This window comes from Arthrobacter sp. SAFR-023, from assembly GCF_051965295.1.
Lineage (GTDB): Bacteria > Actinomycetota > Actinomycetes > Actinomycetales > Micrococcaceae > Arthrobacter.
This window is the reverse complement of the sequence record NZ_JBQCMF010000012.1, coordinates 128,512-141,924: the sequence shown is the minus strand read 5'-3', so window position 1 is coordinate 141,924 and position 13,413 is coordinate 128,512. Positions and strand designations below refer to the sequence as shown.

Here is a 13,413-nt window from a genome sequence, read left to right as displayed (position 1 = left end):
TCCCGTCTTAAGCGTCCAGGAAGCGCAGGAGGTGCGGCAGGGTCGCGTGCATGTCCTGCAGGTCGCCGTCGCTGGCGGCGAGTTCGCCGAGGTAGTCGCCGTGGCCCCCGGGCACGATGAGCAGTCGGGCATCCGGGATGGCACGGGACATCCGCACGGCATGCTCCGGGCTCATTACGTCCTGGTCGGCGCAGACCACGAGCGTGGGTGCGGTGATCCTGGCGAGGTCCTGCTCGGACCAGCCGGGGAAGCCGACGATGCGCTGCCGGTCCAGCTCGAACAGCCGCTCGAGGTGCCCGGGCTCGGGATTGAGGCTGCGGTCCGCGTCCTGGTAGGCGGCTGGCATGTTGTCGAGAGTTGCTGACTCCATGCCTTCCCAGAATTCATCGGGCACGGCGTCCCGGCTGAAGAACGTGGAGGCTGTGATGAGGCGGCGCACCCTGGTTGGGTTCTGCATGGCCAGAGCGAGGGCGGTGTGGCCACCGGCGCTGAAACCGAGCACGTCGACCACGTCCAGCTGCAGCTGATCGAGGACCGCCAGGACGTCCCCGGCAGAATTATCGGCCGTGAGGGGGCGGTCGGTGGCGGCCGTGCGGCCGTGGCCCTCCTCGTCGACGGCGATCACCTGCCGCTGGGTGGCGAGGAGCGGGATGAGGTTGGCGAAGTTCGTTTGGATGGTGGAGCCTCCGCCGGGGATGAGGAGTAGCGGGCTCGTGTCTTGTGCTGGTTGGCCGTGGACCTCGTAGTACATGCGCAGGTCGCCGTTGGCCGCGTATCCATGGGTGAAAGTCACACGGCATCCTAACGCCGCGTGGTTTCGGGTGGGTAGGGTTCCCGTCCGGTCCTCCCCCTGCTCCGAATACCTTCCAGAGACCCAGGAGCAGCAGATGACCATCAGTATTCAGCAGGCAACCGCCCGCACCGGAGCCACCGCGCTACAGGCGTGCATTGTTTTAACAGAGTTGGGTCCTGTCTCCGTGCGTGTTCAGAGGGGCACCGGATATGTTCACGTGGCGGCACGGACACCAACCGTCTACTTACACGGCGCCGCGGGATCTTGGACCACGTTCCAGCCGCTGCTGTCCACGGCGCCGGACATTGACCGCGTGCTCATCGATCTGCCCGGTTGGGGTGAGTCCACGGAGGGCGTCCGGGTGGAAGAGCTTAGCGTCGAAGCGATGGGGCGTGCCGTCGTCGAGATACTGGATTCACTCAGCTACCGGCGCTGGAACCTGGTGGGCCATTCGATGGGAGGCTTCCTGGCTTGACATCTGGCCGCGAGATGGCCGGAGCGCGCTGCCAGCGTTGCAGCGATTTCGGCCACAACCTTCGCCATGTCCGATGCACGCGTTCGTCCCGCACGTCCGGCTGGAGTCGATCCGCGTTGCGGCCGCTTCGCCAACGCCGAACAGCCGGAGCATCTGCAGCGGCTGCTCGATACCATTCGGCCTGCGTGAGGTTCTTTGTTACCAGAGCAGTTCGAGGTTATGGATCTCGATGCCGGGCCTGCTGTCCAGCCACGCCGCCATCATCTCGCCAAGAAGACTTTCGTGGCCGGCAAGTCCCAGCCGCGTAGCCTCTGCGTTTGCAGGTGCATGGTCATGTCCCTCCCGCGGTGCACCGTGTGAACAGCCGGAGCACATCAACCGGATCCCGGACCAGTCGTCGACGCCGAGTCCGCGCGGTCCGAGAAGGTCAGATAGTGCTTCGAGATCGTCGGAGCCCGCTCCGCTGACCTGCGCTTGCCATGTGGGAAGCCCGGACTCATCCAGCCGTTCTAGCTCGTCGAAGACGGAGACTTCTTGATCGCCTAACAGCCGGGATCCTTTGGGTTCGCCGTCATGAAGGATGACATCCCTAAACCTGTGCCCGGACTCGGGCAGGGGAACGCTCGAAATGACGGCATGGGCAGGACTCCTGCGCCAGCACCAGACCACCTCGGCAGTGCCGGAGGTAGGCGGCTCTTGGTGGGGAAGGCTGGGCTGGTCGGGATTGAGCCGGAGTGGAGCCAGCCCGCAATCCACATCGATAATGCCGGTTTCGGCCCCGAAGCTGTCCAGTCCATAGGCCACCCATGCACGTCTGGCGGTGGCCCAGTCACCCAGCGCTGTTGCTGCAATACCCAGGTTCCAGGCGGCGGGATTGGCACCGTAGAATGCCTCTGCGTCCTGGGGCGTGAAGTGTTCCAACGCCCGGGCATTGCGCTCCGCACTTTCGGGCCAATCGCGGCGGGCCTTGGACAGGAGACCTGCCTGGAACCAGCTGAAATACGACTGCGGGGTCAGCTGCAACAGCTCGGCGGCAAGCGCCGCCGCTTTGCCCGGGTCTCCTGCCTCATCCGCGGCCTGCCAGTCGGACCACACTTCCTGTGGCTTTCGTTTTTTCCCGAACCCAGCCCATCCATGTCCCCTCATGGGTACAGTATGCAGCGCACGCGAAGCAGCTACGATGCGGCGGGATCCAGGTGCGCGCTCTTGACCTCCGGAGGCGTTGCACCCTGGATGACCCAGCGGTTGCCGTCGGGGTCGCTGAGGAAGGCAAACTGCACCCCGCCCATATCCTGGACCTCGCTGATGCCGGCGCCGCGGTCCAGCAGTTCGGCGCGGACGGCGCCGATGTCGGGCACGACGAGCTGCAGCCCTTCCAGGCTCCCCGGCGGCATGCTGGTCATCCCCGTGCCGATGACGATCGAGGCAGCGGATCCGGGGGGCGTCAGCTGCACCACCCTCATGCCAGGGATGTGTTCCACATCGTGGTCCAGGACAAAGCCCAGCTTGTCCACGTAGAACGACTTCGCCGTGTCCACATCAGCAACCGGCACTTGCACAACTTCAAGGCGCATCTCCATGCGCCCCACCCTACCGCCGCCCGAGCAGCGGATACGTTTATTTTCGAGCCTGACCGCTCAGTTGGCGGACGGGAGCGCCGGCGGTTTCGACTCAGAACGACGCCTGGCGGCCTTGAGCCCTCGCTTCCGCGCCAGGACAGCCCGCTTTGGGACGTGGCTTCGATGGCTTTCGCGCTCCTTCATGCGCAGCGCCTTCCTCTGCTGCCGCCAGGCCCGCCGCGCATCCCGGTTGATCCTTGAGAACAGCACCACCGGAACGGCGAGCCACAGCAACGCCACCGCGAACACCAATAAGATCGACACCAGCGGTTCCATGCAACAAGTGTAGGGTCGCCCACAATGGGTGGTAAGTAAACTTATCAATTCGTTATAAGGCGGCCGGCTACGGCGGCTCACCGCCCCAGGACCTGCCGGAGTCCGAACTCCCCCACGGAGAACATCGGCGGGTTGTCGTCGGAGTTGCTGAGCATGGCGGTGGACAGGATGAGGGCCCAGCCGCGGGCCCGCGCCCAGGTGTCCCGGTCCACCGAGGAGCCAAAGGCACGGATGAAGCGCTGGCGGGTGCCGGCGTCGAACATCAACCATCCCACCGCAAGGTCGACGGCGGGATCCCCGGCCCCCACATCGCCGAAGTCGATCACACCGGCCAGCGACCCTTCGGCCGCCAGCAGGATGTTGGCCGGATGCAGGTCCCCGTGGAGCATCATCGCCGGGCCGTCCCACGCCGGAGCCGCGCAGGCCTGCGCCCATAGCGCTTCCAACTCCGCGGCCTGCCGGTAGCGCTTCCCGTCTGCGAGCCGTGCCATTACCGTGGCATCGCGGTCCGGCAGCGGCACCCCGCGGAGAGGATTCACAGGAACTCCTGCGGCGGCGGGCACGTGAAGCGCCTTGAGGAAGGCGGCCAGGCCATCAACGGCCGGCGCGCGGTCCGCCGGCCTGCGATCCAGGGCGGCAGTGCCGGGCACCCAGCGGACAATGCTCCACGGCCAGGGAAAGTCCGGCGCCGGCCGGCCGGCATGGACCGGCACAGGAACCGGCACCGGGGACCGGCGGGCGATGCCGGGAAGGCACAGCTGCTCGTGCACGATCAGCGGTACTGCCTCGTTCCGGCGGGGCAGCCGGACTGCCAGATCGTCACCGAGCCGGAAGGTCGCGTTGTCCCAGCCGTTTGCCACCCGCACCAGGGAGCGGTCTGCGAGGTCCGGCCGCTGGTCCCGGATGAGGGCATGGACGACGGCGGCACCCACCTCCACGGTGGCCGGCGGCATTCGCGCCATGAAACCCGCCTTTCTGTCCGTTAGTAGACGCTGCCCTCCAGCAGTTCAGCGAGCCGGGCCGCAGCGCGGCGAAGTTCCGGCACCCCAGCCCTGAGCCCCTCCTCGGTGGCCGCTTCCACCGGGCTGGTCAGGGCGACGGATTCACTGGGCAGCCCGGACCTGTTGATCGCAATTGCCACAGAGAGCACTCCTGTGGCGCGCTCATCGGCCGAGTAGGCATAGTCCGTTCCCGGTTCGGGCAGGCGGGCCTTGAGCTCGGCCAGGCTGAAGCTCGGCTCTTCGTGCCCGCCTGCCACCGCCCCCTTCACCACTTCCTGGAGATGCTCATCCGACGCACCGGCCAGCAGGATTTTTCCGGCAGCGCCGACGGTCAGGGGTAGCCGCTTTCCCAGCGGCATGTCGTACCGCAGCGGGGCATCACCGTCGACGCGGACCACCAGAATGCGCTCGAAACCCAGCCTGGTGTAGAGGGACGCGGTCATTCCAGTCTGTGCCGCCACCTGCTGGAGCACCGGACGGGATGCGGTCACCAGGGGGTCGTTCTCGATATAGCTGCGCGCCGCCGGCAGCACGGCCGGGCCGATCCGGTATGTCTTGTCGGTCTGGCTGACCATGCCGAAATCCTGCAGCACGCGCAGGATGCGCAGCGTGGTGGGCAGGCTCATGCCGCAGTTCCGCGCCAGATCGCTGAGCCGCTGGGGCCGGTCGGCCCGCTGGAGTTCCGCGAACACCTCCATGGCCCGCGACAGCGAGCGCATGTTGGAGGGCTTGCCGCCGTCGTCAGCTGCGGTGCCGGGCTGCGTGTTGGTGACCGTCATTCTTTCATTCTATGTAACTTCCGATGCGCATCACCTCGCTTGACAGCACCTGTGGGCCGTGTCACTATTTCTTCTGACGTAAGACACTTTCATTCTATGAAAGCAATTGGAAGGCATTTAGATGACAACGGAGTCGACCATGACCCAGTCCCCCACCCGGGCCAGGCCTGCGCGCAGCGTCCTGGCCGGGATCGCCGCCTTCGGGGCACTGGGCGCCTACGTACTAGTCACCTCGGTGGGCCTCGGTCTCTGGACCTCACTGGGTCCCGGCCCCGGACTGTTCCCGTTCGCCATGGGCGCGGTGCTCGCCGCAATGTCGGTCCTGTGGCTGCTTCAGGAGCTCAAGCGCCCCAGCACCACTGGTGAAGGGGCCGACGGCGGACTGGTGCTCGCCGTCGTCGTCAGCCTTCTGCTGCTGGCAGCGCTCCTGGACCTGCTCGGCTTCCAGCTGAGCATGTTCCTCTTCCTGATGTACCACCTGAAGATCCGGGGGAAGCGGAGCTGGCTGTCCTCCCTCCTGACCGCACTGGCCGGAAGCGTCGGCGCCTTCTACGCCTTCAACTACGGACTGAACGTGGCCCTGCCTGTCTCATCTATTCCCGTCCTGAACCTGATCGGACTCTAGACATGGACACCCTCAACGAACTGCTGAACGGCTTCGCGGCCGCCCTGACCTGGCAGAACCTCATCTTCGCGTTCCTGGGCTGCCTGCTGGGCACCGTGATCGGCGTGCTGCCGGGCATCGGCCCTGTGGCCGGCGTCGCCCTGCTCATCCCGCTCACGCTGAACATGGACCCTACCGGCTCGATCATCATGCTCTGTGCCATCTTCTATGGCACGGCCTACGGGGGAACCATCACCAGCGTGCTGCTGAACACCCCGGGTGAGGCGGCATCGGCCATCACCACCATCGACGGCCACGCGATGACAAAGATGGGCAAGGCCGGCGCGGCCCTGACCATCGCCGCCATCGGCTCCTTCGTCGGCGGCACCATAGCCACCCTCGGCCTCGTCGCCGCCGCCAAGCCCCTGGGCGAACTCGGCCTGCTCGTCGGTCCCCCGGAGTTCTTCGCCCTGATGGTTGTCGGCATCTCGCTGCTGGTGGCACTGGCCGGCAAATCGATGGTCAAGGCCCTGATCTCCGGAGCCCTGGGCCTGCTGATCTCCATGGTCGGCATCGATCCTGTTGCCGGCGCACCCCGCTTCACGTTCGGCATGGACCGGCTCCTTGACGGAGTGAGCTTCGTGGCCGTCATCGTCGGCGTCTTCGGCTTGTCCGAGATCCTCTCCTACCGCAAGGGTGAGTCGACCGTAGTGCACGCCCCCGGTTTCCGTTCGCTGCTGCCCACCCGGAACGAATGGCGCCGCAGCGCACCTTCCATGGCCCGCGGAACCGGCATCGGCTTCGGCCTCGGCCTGATCCCCGGCATGACCGGATCGGTCGCATCCCTGCTCTCCTACGGCGCCGAGAAGAAGTTCTCCAAGCACCGCAACGAACTGGGCAAGGGCGCCGTCGAAGGCGTTGCCGGACCGGAAACGGCCAACAACGCGCACGCCAACGCCGCGCTCATCCCGCTGTTCACCCTCGGCATCCCCGCCTCCCCCACCATCGCCGTCCTCATGGGTGCCTTCCTCCAGCAGGGCCTCACTCCCGGACCGACGCTGTTCATCGAGCACTCCGAAATTGCCTGGGCCATCATCGCCAGCCTCTTCATCGGCAACCTCCTGCTGGTGCTGCTCAACGTCCCCCTGGTGGGCCTCTGGACCTCAATCTTGCGGGTCCCGGCTCCGATCCTGACCGCGCTGATCCTGCTGTTCATGGTCATCGGCGCGTACACCATCAACTTCAGCGTCTTCGACGTCTTCGTGATGATCGGCTTCGGCCTGCTGGGCCTGGCCCTTCGGCACCTGGAGATTCCGCTGGCCCCCATGGTCCTCACCCTGGTCCTGGGCCCGCTGATGGAGCGGTCGCTGCGCGAATCACTGGAAATCTCCCAGGGTGACTTCAGCATCTTCCTCAACCGCCCCATCTCGGCCGTGCTCATCGGAGTCGGTGTCCTGATCATCTGCAGCCCGCTGCTGAAGCTCCGTAAGCCCAAAGCCCTGATGGACGACCCCGAAACCTAGACCCAGCCCGCACTCCCCCTAAACCAACAAAGCAACCTCTTCGAAGGAGAAGACACATGTCCCGCAAGAAAGTAACCGCAGCCATCGCTGCAGCCGCCCTGCTCGCCCTCACCGGATGCGGTGCCAACGCCGGGGCACCCTCCGCAGCCGGCGACGACTTCCCCAAGAAGGGCAAGTCCATTGACCTCGTGGTCGCCTTCTCCTCGGGCGGCGCCGTGGACACCGCGGCCCGTCTGGTCCAGCCCGTCCTGGAGAAGGAACTCGGCACCAACGTCGAGGTCATCAACAAGCCCGGCGCCGGCGGCCAGATCGGCTACACCCAGCTGACCAGCGCCAAGCCCGACGGCTACACCATCGGCGCCACCGGGTCCCCGTCCGTCGTCGTGTCCCCGCTGGACCCGGCCCGCGGTGCAAAGTACACGCGCAGCAGCTTCCAGCCGCTGGGCCGCCAGGTCATTGACCCGGCCGTCATCGCCGTCCAGCCGGACAGCCCGTACAAGACGCTGAAGGAACTGCTGGACGCGGCCAAGGCCAAGCCCAAGTCCATGACCGCCAGCACCACCGGGCTGCAGACCGGCGAGCACTTCGCGCTTGCGCAGATCCAGGAGACCACCGGCGCCGAGTTCGCACCGGTCCACTTCTCCGAAGGAGCCTCGCAGGCCACCACGGCATTCCTCGGCAAGCACGTCGACATCCTCGTGGCCAACGTCAGCGACGTCACCGACCTGACCAAGCAGAACAAGGCCCGTGTCCTGGGCATCATGACCGCCGAGCGGTCCCCGTCGCTCCCGGACGTTCCCACGTTCAAGGAAAGCGGATACGAGGTTGAAGCCGGCACCGCCCGCGGTTACTCCGCCCCCGCAGGCCTGCCGGACGCCGTCGCCAAGAAGCTCGAGGCCGCGCTGCAGAAGGCCATCGAGGATCCGGAGGTCGTCAAGAAGATGAACGACCTCGGCCTGCAGACCAGCTACCTCTCCGGCAAGGACTACGAGACGTTCTGGGCCGGTCAGGAGTCGGACTTCAAGAAGGTCCTGCCCATGGTTCAAAAGAAGGACTAGTGCAGAAGAAGGACTAGCCCACACGCACCGCCCGTTCCAGCCCACCAACGCCACCAGGGAAGACACCGCCATGACCACCCCCGCCCTTCAGGACACCTCCTTCACCCGCCCGGACCAGGAACTGGTCGACCGGCTGGCCAAGCTGCCCGCCGCCAACATCGGTGACGCCATGGACCGGCTGGGAGTTGCCGACTCCGCGATCCAGGCGATCTGGCCCGGGGCGAAAATCGCCGGTCCCGCCTTCACCGTCTGGACCCGCCCGGGGGACAACCAGGGCATCCACCAGGCCCTGGGGCTGGCCAAGCCGGGGGACGTCATCGTGGTCTCCGGCGGCGGCGACGAGTCCCGCGCCCTCCTGGGCGAACTGATCGGCGAGCGCGCCATCAACCTCGGCATCGCAGGCTTCGCCCTTGACGGCGCGGCACGCGATGCCGAGGCCCTCGGCGAGATCGGCATGCCGGTCTTCGCCCGGGCGGTCACCCCCGCAGGCCCGTACAAGAACGGGCCGCACCGCATCGGGGGCCCCGTCGCCTTCGGCGGCGTTCCCGTCCTGCCCGGCGACATCATCATCGGTGACTCCGACGGCGTCGTGGTCATCCCCCTGGAGCAGGCCGAGGCAGTGGCGGAAGCCGCCGAAGCCGTCTTCGCGGACGAAACCAACCGCCGGGCGTCGATCGTCGCCGCCCGCGGTAAGTAATGAACGCCCAGTAAGTAAGGAAACACATCCCATGACTAAGTGCACCATCATCGGCCTGGGCGAAGCAGGTGCGGCCTACGCGGAAGCCCTTGCCGCAGCGGGCCACCAGGTCACCGGGTTTGACCCCGTTGCCACCGCCACCCCGCAGGGAACGTCCCGGGCCGCCACCGCCGCCGAAGCCTGCGAGGGCGCGGACATCGTCCTGGTGCTTACCGGCGCGGCCGCTGCCCGCAGCGTCGCCACAGAGTGCCTGCCGGTACTCGCGGCAGGCAGCACCTATGCCGACTTCACGTCGTCGTCCCCCGCCGTGATGCAGGAGCTCGGCCAGCTGCCCACCCAGGCGAGCTTTGCCGACGTCGCAATCCTTGGGCCCGTCGCCGCCCTGGGCGCCAAAACGCCGCTCATGGTCAGCGGCCCCGGATCCGCCGCGGTGGCGCAGCTGCTGGTACCGCTGGGTGTCGAGGTCGAAATCGCCGACGGCGGGCCGGGGGCGGCCATGTCCCACAAGCTGCTGCGCAGCGTCCTGATGAAGGGCCTGGCATCGGTGGTGGTGGAAGCGGTCACCGCCGGCCAGGCAGCCGGACTTGAAGGCTGGATCCGGGAGCAGATCGCCCGCCAGCTCGCCGGCGACGGCCAGGCCGTCATCGACAGGTTCCTGGCGGGAACGTCCAAGCACGCCGTGCGCAGGTCCCGGGAAATGCAGGACACCGCCAATTACCTTGCCGATCTCGGCGTCCCCGCAGAGATGACTGCCGCTTCGGCTGCTGCGCTGACACGCATCGCTGCGGCACCGGCACCGGAGGCCGCCCTGCGCTGAACGCGCATGAGGCAGAATCAATGAACAGGGAGTCAACGATGAATCCGGAAGCAACCGAAAACCGCGAAGGAGCAGCCCGATGATCGGCATCTGGGCACTGGGAGCCTACCTGGCTGTCATCCTGCTCTGGACGACTGTCATCAAACGCAGTGTGGGCGAAGCGATGCTCCTCGGGTTCCTGGTTGTCCTTCCGTTTACCGGGGCCGCCGGCCAGGTCGGCTGGGACGCGTTCCACGACGCCATCACCGATGAAATCGTCTACGCCACCATGGCCTTCGTGTTCATGGGTTACCTGCTCGAGCGGACCGGCGTGCTGGACCGGCTCATCGACCTGCTGAACTCCCTGATCGGCGGGGTCAAGGGCGGTCCGGCCTGGGTCTCCACGGTCGCGTCGGCCGGCCTGGGCGGCGTGGTGCACAACCAGGCCGCGATCGCCGCCACCGTGGGCTCGGTGACCATCCCGTGGATGGAGAAGTCCCGTCTCGACAAACCGTCCGCGGCAACGCTGGTGGCAGGGAACGCGGGCATGGGCATCACGTTCCCGTTCAGCGCGTCCATGTTCGTCCTCGTCGGATCCTCCACGGTCGGGCCGCTGCTAAAGGTCAACGACCTCATCCTTCCCCTTCTGCTCGGCGGGCTCTGGTGCTTCCTGCACCGCCTGATCGTCACCTACGTGCTGATCCGCAAGAGCGACATGGCACCGCTCGACGGGGCGCACCGGACACCTGTCCGCCGGGCCTTCGCCCAGGGCTGGGCCACCATGATCCTGTTCGTGGTGGTGGCCGTCCCGCTGATCCTCACCTCCGGCGCAATCGCCAATGCCCTCTCGGACTGGACGGGCTCGGACGTGGCCAAGACCGTCAGCGTCATCGTCTGGATCCCGGTAGTCCTGATCCTCACGGGCATCATCCTGGGCAGGAAGCGGCTGCCACGCAGCAGGAAAGCGTACTGGGACTTCCTGCAGCAGTCCGCGCCACGTTTCGGCGTCGTCGGCGTTACCGTGGTGTTCGCCTTCGCCGGCGCCAACGCCCTGGCCGCCACCGGGCTGCCCAAGCAGATGACGGCGCTGCTGAACCAGTTCAACCTGCCGCTGTGGCTGCTGGCCATCCTGATCGGACTGATCGTCATCGCCGTGGCCGCTCCCCTGTCCGCGACGGCGACCATGGCCGCCGTCGGAACGGTGGGTGTGGCCACGCTGGTGGCCGCCGGCGTTCCGGCCACCACGGCGGCAGTCGCCGTGCTGGTCTTCTCCTCCTGCGAGGCGGCCGTGCCGCCCGGCGGCGCTCCCCTTTATGTCGCGTGCGGCATTGCCGACGTAGACCCTTACAAGACCTTTGCCCGCCTGTTCGTCCTCTACGCCCTGCCGCTGCTGGCCATCGGCGTGCTGATCGCCGTCGGCGTCCTGCCGATCGGTGTCCTGCCAATCTAGGGAAGCGTGGAAATGCTGAAGCTACAACACATCATCAACGCCGTCTTCGTGATCAGCCTGGCGCTACTCCTCATCGCCGGAACAGTTTTCGTGGCCGGGCAGGCCCTCGCCCTGATCACCGGGCACGGCGACTGGCTGGCAGTCCTCAACGAGGCCGTTAAGGGCCCGGCGTGCATCGCCGCCTCCGTCTGTGCCATCGCCGGGTTCCTGCTCAGCTACAAGAAACCCGCAAAACAGAACAGCCCGCAGCAGGAAGCCCGCACCCCATGACTGCCACGGAATCCGGCACCACCTATCCCCAGTACAAGGCTTTGCTGGAACGGGAAGGGCACCTCTCGGGCACCTCGTGGGGGCTGTTTTCCGACGCCGAGCGCGGCACCCCGTCCTTCATCCGGCCCGATTCCGTCCGGGAAGCCGCGGGCTGCGTCCGGACCGGCACGGCCTTTGGCCTCGACTACCCCGCCGACGCGTTCGACCCCGGCATGTCCCTGAAACGCAGGGCTCCGCGGCACACAATCTACTCGGCACACCCGGCGCATCGCGACGATTTCCTTGACGGGTACTACCTGCAGGGCTCCAGCCAGATCGACGGGCTCCGGCACCGCCGGGCGGACGACGTCGGCTTCTACAACGGGACCCCGGACGACGAGATCCGGGAGGGAACCGCTGCCCTCGGAATCCAGGCCTGGGCCGAGCAGCCCATCGTCGGCCGGGGCGTGCTGGTGGATCTCGGCGGATATAGCCGGGGCCAGGGCACGCCGATCGACCACGCGGCCGGGCAGCCTCTTGGGCTTGGCCTGATTCAGGCCGCGGCCGAGGCCCAGTCCGTTGCCCTCCGGCCCGGCGATATCCTCATGCTGCACACGGGGTGGTGCGAGTGGTTCCTCGCGCTCCCCGCCGAGGAGAAGGAGAGCCTCCGGGACAGCCGCCGGGCCAGCGGCATCGAACAGTCGGCCGAGTTCGTCGCCTGGGCCTGGGACAACCGGCTCGCGGTCATCGCCGCGGACAACTTCGCCGTCGAGTGCCTGCCGCCGGTCCCCTCCAGCCCGTTCCGGGAGACAGCCCCGAACGACCACGGCATGATGCACCAGCAGTTGCTTGCCAAGCTCGGTCTGCCGCTCGGGGAACTCTGGCAGCTCGGCCCGCTCAGCCGGCACATGAAGGCCACCGGCAACTGGGACGCGCTGGTTACCGTGAAACCGCTCAACATCACCGGTGCCACAGGTTCGCCGGCGAACGCGACAGCGGTAACGTAACTAGCCTTCGCTACGTCACCATGTTCGATGCGACGGTGCAGGCTATGCGCTCACGGCTGTTTCCGTCGCCGTGCCTGGGCGGTGAGTTCGTGCGCGCCGTAGCTGTTGTCGTCCGGGTTGACCGTCACGCCGGGTGCGACGATCTCGTCGATGCGGTCCAGCACGTCGGTGGACAGGGTGATGCCCGCGGCCGGGAGGTAGGACTCGAGCTGGTCCATGGTGCGGGGTCCGACGATGGCGGAAGTGACGCCGGGGTGGTTGATGACGAACGCGATCGCCAGTTCGATGAGGCTCATCCCTGCCTGTTCGGCGAGCTGGGCGAGTTCTTCCACGATGTCGAGCTTGCGCTGGTTGGCCGGGCTGGTCATGTCGAAGCGCGCGCCCGGGCGGGCACTCGAGGTGGGTGCCGATGCTGCGTCCTTCCGCCACCGTCCTGACAGCCAGCCGCGAGCGGGCTGTAGGTGAGGGTGCCCATGCCGTGGCGCTGCACGGTGGGGAGGATGTCCTCCTCGATGCCGCGGACCAGGATCGAGTACGGCGGCTGCTCGGTGACGAACCGCTCCAGGTTGCGTTCCCGGGACGCCCACTGGGCTTCCACGATCTGCGCTCCGGAGTACGACGACGAGCCTATGTACCGTACCTTGCCTTGACGGACGAGGTCGGTGAGCGCGCCGAGGGTTTCCTCCACGTCGGTGTCGGGGCTGGGCCGGTGGACCTGGTAGAGGTCCATGTAGTCCGTGTTCAGCCGGCGGAGAGAGTTTTCCACCTCGCGGATGATCCAGCGGCGGGATCCGCCGCGCTGGTTCGGTTCCTCGCTCATGGGCATGAAAAACTTCGTGGCGAGGAAGACGTCGTCGCGCCGGCCCTCCAGCGCCTGCCCGACGATCTCCTCCGACGCCCCGCCCGAGTAGACGTCGGCGGTGTCGATGAAGTTGATGCCGGCGTCGAGGGCGCGGTGGATGATGCGGTTGTTGTCGGCGCTGTCGTCGTTGCCCCAGGGGCCTAACATCATCGCGCCGAGGCACAAGGGGCTGACCTGAACGCCGGTGCGGCCAAGCGGGCGGTACTCCATAGTGACTCCTTTTT

The 13,413-nt window shown here is 66.9% G+C and carries 15 protein-coding genes and 1 pseudogene; 9 read left to right on the top strand and 7 right to left on the bottom strand.

The features are described 5' to 3' along the window. Positions 1-7: 7 nt before the first annotated feature. Positions 8-793 (bottom strand): alpha/beta fold hydrolase, encoded by a 786-nt coding sequence (locus tag ACTHQX_RS14285; RefSeq protein WP_440157876.1) that lies wholly within the window; start codon positions 791-793, stop codon positions 8-10. 94 nt (positions 794-887) lie between these two features. Between ACTHQX_RS14285 and ACTHQX_RS14280 the strand changes: the two genes are divergently transcribed. Further along, positions 888-1,268 carry an alpha/beta fold hydrolase gene (locus ACTHQX_RS14280; protein ID WP_440157875.1) on the top strand — a complete coding sequence of 127 codons (381 nt, stop codon included), beginning with the start codon at positions 888-890 and terminating at the stop codon, positions 1,266-1,268. Between the two features lie 198 nt (positions 1,269-1,466). Here the strand turns inward: ACTHQX_RS14280 and ACTHQX_RS14275 are convergent, their stop codons facing one another. The 5 genes from ACTHQX_RS14275 to ACTHQX_RS14255 all read right to left on the bottom strand — a co-directional run bounded on the left by ACTHQX_RS14275 (position 1,467) and on the right by ACTHQX_RS14255 (position 4,943). Continuing rightward, the gene (locus ACTHQX_RS14275; RefSeq protein WP_236805253.1) at positions 1,467-2,363 is read right to left on the bottom strand and encodes a tetratricopeptide repeat protein; all 897 of its coding nucleotides are present in this window, start codon (positions 2,361-2,363) and stop codon (positions 1,467-1,469) included. An 80-nt stretch (positions 2,364-2,443) separates the two neighbouring features. Next, on the bottom strand, positions 2,444-2,848 hold the full coding sequence (locus ACTHQX_RS14270; RefSeq protein WP_236805254.1) for a VOC family protein: 405 nt from the start codon (positions 2,846-2,848) through the stop codon (positions 2,444-2,446). Between the two features lie 57 nt (positions 2,849-2,905). After that, a complete protein-coding gene (locus tag ACTHQX_RS14265) occupies positions 2,906-3,163 on the bottom strand; it encodes a hypothetical protein (protein ID WP_440157873.1) in 258 nt (85 codons plus the stop codon). 77 nt (positions 3,164-3,240) lie between these two features. Continuing rightward, complete coding sequence (locus ACTHQX_RS14260) at positions 3,241-4,125, bottom strand: aminoglycoside phosphotransferase family protein (RefSeq protein ID WP_440157871.1); 885 nt, start codon at positions 4,123-4,125, stop codon at positions 3,241-3,243. A gap of 20 nt (positions 4,126-4,145) precedes the next feature. Beyond that, on the bottom strand, positions 4,146-4,943 hold the full coding sequence (locus tag ACTHQX_RS14255) for an IclR family transcriptional regulator (RefSeq protein ID WP_236805257.1): 798 nt from the start codon (positions 4,941-4,943) through the stop codon (positions 4,146-4,148). A gap of 121 nt (positions 4,944-5,064) precedes the next feature. Between ACTHQX_RS14255 and ACTHQX_RS14250 the strand changes: the two genes are divergently transcribed. The 8 genes from ACTHQX_RS14250 (at position 5,065) to ACTHQX_RS14215 (ending at position 12,327) form a co-directional block, all read left to right on the top strand. Further along, entirely contained in the window at positions 5,065-5,568 is a 504-nt protein-coding gene (locus ACTHQX_RS14250; RefSeq protein WP_440157870.1) for a tripartite tricarboxylate transporter TctB family protein, read from the top strand. Positions 5,569-5,570: 2 nt separating this feature from the next. Continuing rightward, positions 5,571-7,070, top strand: a complete 1,500-nt coding sequence (locus ACTHQX_RS14245) for a tripartite tricarboxylate transporter permease (protein WP_440157869.1) — start codon at positions 5,571-5,573, stop codon at positions 7,068-7,070. Between the two features lie 56 nt (positions 7,071-7,126). Continuing rightward, positions 7,127-8,128, top strand: a complete 1,002-nt coding sequence (locus tag ACTHQX_RS14240) for a tripartite tricarboxylate transporter substrate binding protein (RefSeq protein ID WP_236805260.1) — start codon at positions 7,127-7,129, stop codon at positions 8,126-8,128. 70 nt (positions 8,129-8,198) lie between these two features. Next, positions 8,199-8,825 carry an RraA family protein gene (locus tag ACTHQX_RS14235; protein WP_236805261.1) on the top strand — a complete coding sequence of 209 codons (627 nt, stop codon included), beginning with the start codon at positions 8,199-8,201 and terminating at the stop codon, positions 8,823-8,825. A gap of 31 nt (positions 8,826-8,856) precedes the next feature. Next, positions 8,857-9,642 (top strand): DUF1932 domain-containing protein, encoded by a 786-nt coding sequence (locus ACTHQX_RS14230; RefSeq protein WP_440157868.1) that lies wholly within the window; start codon positions 8,857-8,859, stop codon positions 9,640-9,642. Between the two features lie 79 nt (positions 9,643-9,721). Next, entirely contained in the window at positions 9,722-11,071 is a 1,350-nt protein-coding gene (locus ACTHQX_RS14225; protein WP_440157867.1) for a TRAP transporter large permease subunit, read from the top strand. A 12-nt stretch (positions 11,072-11,083) separates the two neighbouring features. After that, a complete protein-coding gene (locus tag ACTHQX_RS14220) occupies positions 11,084-11,341 on the top strand; it encodes a hypothetical protein (RefSeq protein ID WP_440157866.1) in 258 nt (85 codons plus the stop codon). Then, positions 11,338-12,327, top strand: a complete 990-nt coding sequence (locus ACTHQX_RS14215; protein WP_236805265.1) for a cyclase family protein — start codon at positions 11,338-11,340, stop codon at positions 12,325-12,327. Before ACTHQX_RS14220 ends, ACTHQX_RS14215 begins: the two co-directional genes overlap by 4 nt. 50 nt (positions 12,328-12,377) lie before the next feature. Here ACTHQX_RS14215 and ACTHQX_RS14210 read toward each other — a convergent pair. Then, positions 12,378-13,399 (bottom strand): annotated as a pseudogene (locus ACTHQX_RS14210) (aldo/keto reductase). Positions 13,400-13,413: the final 14 nt, after the last annotated feature.

Excerpts from the sequence above, each read along its gene's own strand:
- ACTHQX_RS14280 (WP_440157875.1), top strand. The coding sequence starts at position 888 with ATGACCATCAGTATTCAGCAGGCAACCGCCCGCACCGGAGCCACCGCG.
- ACTHQX_RS14270 (WP_236805254.1), bottom strand. The coding sequence starts at position 2,848 with ATGGAGATGCGCCTTGAAGTTGTGCAAGTGCCGGTTGCTGATGTGGAC.
- ACTHQX_RS14265 (WP_440157873.1), bottom strand. The coding sequence starts at position 3,163 with ATGGAACCGCTGGTGTCGATCTTATTGGTGTTCGCGGTGGCGTTGCTG.
- ACTHQX_RS14260 (WP_440157871.1), bottom strand. The coding sequence starts at position 4,125 with ATGGCGCGAATGCCGCCGGCCACCGTGGAGGTGGGTGCCGCCGTCGTC.
- ACTHQX_RS14255 (WP_236805257.1), bottom strand. The coding sequence starts at position 4,943 with ATGACGGTCACCAACACGCAGCCCGGCACCGCAGCTGACGACGGCGGC.
- ACTHQX_RS14250 (WP_440157870.1), top strand. The coding sequence starts at position 5,065 with ATGACAACGGAGTCGACCATGACCCAGTCCCCCACCCGGGCCAGGCCT.
- ACTHQX_RS14245 (WP_440157869.1), top strand. The coding sequence starts at position 5,571 with ATGGACACCCTCAACGAACTGCTGAACGGCTTCGCGGCCGCCCTGACC.
- ACTHQX_RS14240 (WP_236805260.1), top strand. The coding sequence starts at position 7,127 with ATGTCCCGCAAGAAAGTAACCGCAGCCATCGCTGCAGCCGCCCTGCTC.
- ACTHQX_RS14235 (WP_236805261.1), top strand. The coding sequence starts at position 8,199 with ATGACCACCCCCGCCCTTCAGGACACCTCCTTCACCCGCCCGGACCAG.
- ACTHQX_RS14230 (WP_440157868.1), top strand. The coding sequence starts at position 8,857 with ATGACTAAGTGCACCATCATCGGCCTGGGCGAAGCAGGTGCGGCCTAC.
- ACTHQX_RS14225 (WP_440157867.1), top strand. The coding sequence starts at position 9,722 with ATGATCGGCATCTGGGCACTGGGAGCCTACCTGGCTGTCATCCTGCTC.
- ACTHQX_RS14220 (WP_440157866.1), top strand. The coding sequence starts at position 11,084 with ATGCTGAAGCTACAACACATCATCAACGCCGTCTTCGTGATCAGCCTG.
- ACTHQX_RS14215 (WP_236805265.1), top strand. The coding sequence starts at position 11,338 with ATGACTGCCACGGAATCCGGCACCACCTATCCCCAGTACAAGGCTTTG.